The sequence below is a fragment of the Anaerotruncus sp. 1XD42-93 genome (assembly GCF_009917605.1).
Classification (GTDB): Bacteria; Bacillota; Clostridia; order Oscillospirales; family Ruminococcaceae; genus Anaerotruncus.
This window is the reverse complement of record NZ_QZEG01000163.1, coordinates 1-1,701: the sequence shown is the minus strand read 5'-3', so window position 1 is coordinate 1,701 and position 1,701 is coordinate 1. Positions and strand designations below refer to the sequence as shown.

3 protein-coding genes and 1 pseudogene are annotated in these 1,701 nt (G+C 44.8%); all 4 read left to right on the top strand.

From position 1 onward, the window contains the following. Window positions 1-166 precede the first annotated feature (166 nt). Window positions 167-313: a hypothetical protein gene (locus D5269_RS18440; protein ID WP_199735785.1), complete on the top strand. Its 147-nt coding sequence runs from the start codon at window positions 167-169 to the stop codon at window positions 311-313. A 26-nt stretch (window positions 314-339) separates the two neighbouring features. Next, window positions 340-1,374 (top strand): PDDEXK nuclease domain-containing protein, encoded by a 1,035-nt coding sequence (locus D5269_RS17735; RefSeq protein WP_120487481.1) that lies wholly within the window; start codon window positions 340-342, stop codon window positions 1,372-1,374. Continuing rightward, the gene (locus D5269_RS17730; protein ID WP_120487479.1) at window positions 1,361-1,570 is read left to right on the top strand and encodes a hypothetical protein; all 210 of its coding nucleotides are present in this window, start codon (window positions 1,361-1,363) and stop codon (window positions 1,568-1,570) included. Before D5269_RS17735 ends, D5269_RS17730 begins: the two co-directional genes overlap by 14 nt. Before the next feature lie 56 nt (window positions 1,571-1,626). Next, window positions 1,627-1,701: pseudogene (locus tag D5269_RS17725) on the top strand (relaxase); the annotation flags it as partial.

The window sequence follows — 1,701 nt, the reverse complement described above, 5'->3', positions numbered from 1 at the left end:
AAAACGAAATTGCCGCACTGTGCCAATCCCGTTTGGAGAGGTGGGAAAAAGGAAACGCCAGATAGCTTTGGCGATTTACTTTCGGCATGAAATAGGATATACTGATAAAGGTCAAAGCGCAGACAGTCCCGCAAACGGGCGGGTCTTTTCATAGAGGAGTGGATGTATGGAAAATGCCAGACACCGTCTGTTAAATTGGCGTGGTCACATTATTTCAAGTTTTTTACAATCTCTGATGAGAGAAAGCGCAGCTTTTATGAAAAAGACAGCAAGATTTTTGGGGCATTTGTTTTTTTGTGATTGCGTGGTATAATGTCCATAGGCAAGGAGGGAGCAAAATTGAATCACGATTTGCAAATCAATCAAAATGCGGAACAGACCTATCATTCTATCCGCAATTCGATTGTTTCCGCGCAACACCGTTTAAGCGCGGCGGTAAATTCCACAATGGTAATCACCTACTGGGAAATAGGAGAACAAATCTATAAAGCGTGTGGAGAAAATGACCGGGCCGAGTATGGAAAAAAACTTCTGGATTATTTATCTGAACAGCTGACTGTTGAGTTTGGAAAGGGTTTTACCGTCCGTAATCTTCGGGCAATGCGCCAGTTTTATTGCTTGTTTCCGATTCGGCACACACTGTGTGCCGAATTGAGCTGGTCCCATTATCGGCTTTTAATGCGTGTCCAGGATGAACAGGCAAGGACTTTTTATGCAGAAGAATGTGCAAAATCTGCGTGGAGTGTCCGGCAGCTGGAACGGCAGATTAACACCATGTACTACCAGCGCATTTTAGCAAGTCAGGATAAATCGCTTGTGGCAAAAGAAATCCAGACTACCGAGCCAAAACCGGAATATGAAAAAATAATCAAGGACCCTTATGTAATGGAATTTTTGCAGATCCAGCCGGACACTCATGTGTATGAGGGCGAACTGGAGCAAGCCCTGATCGACCATCTTCAGCACTTCCTTTTAGAGCTTGGACGCGGCTTTTCATTTGTGGCGCGCCAAAAACGGTTTACACTGGATGGGCAGGACTTTTTCATCGACCTGGTTTTTTATAATTATATTCTGAAATGCTTTGTCCTCATAGATTTGAAAATGGGCAAGCTGACCCATCAGGATTTGGGCCAGATGCAGATGTATGTGAATTATTACACTCGTGAGATGATGAATGACGGTGATACGCCACCGATTGGCATTGTCCTTTGCGCGGACAAAGGAGATTCCATTGTAAAATACACGCTGCCGGAAGATAACCGCCAGATATTCGCGTCGAAGTATTTTACTTATTTGCCATCAGAAGAAGAATTGAAACGGGAGCTGAACCTGGATGGCTTTTATAAGCTGGAAGAATCAGATGGGAACCAGTAATAAAGTCTGCCCCGGCTGCGGCAGAAAAATGAAACAGCAGTTTATCGGCTTGCAGCATTGTAAATGCGGGATAAGCTGGAAAAAAGACATCGGGTTTTTTGAGCGCACCAGCGATATGGTTTTTGCGTTAGAACGCCGGACCATTGGAAAAAAGGTCAGACAGATTCCGGTCATCCGATACAAAAATGGTGAATAAAAGAAACAAGCGGTCTGCATATGCAGGCCGTTTTGTTATGAAGGGAGGATTCCATCATGGCAACCACACGCATCATGCCGCTGCACATTGGCAAAGGCCGCACCGAAAGTCAGGCGGTCAGTGACATTATC

What these genes read in the sequence shown, in the direction of transcription:
- D5269_RS18440 (WP_199735785.1), top strand. Translation starts at nt 167, where the DNA reads ATGGAAAATGCCAGACACCGTCTGTTAAATTGGCGTGGTCACATTATT.
- D5269_RS17730 (WP_120487479.1), top strand. Translation starts at nt 1,361, where the DNA reads ATGGGAACCAGTAATAAAGTCTGCCCCGGCTGCGGCAGAAAAATGAAA.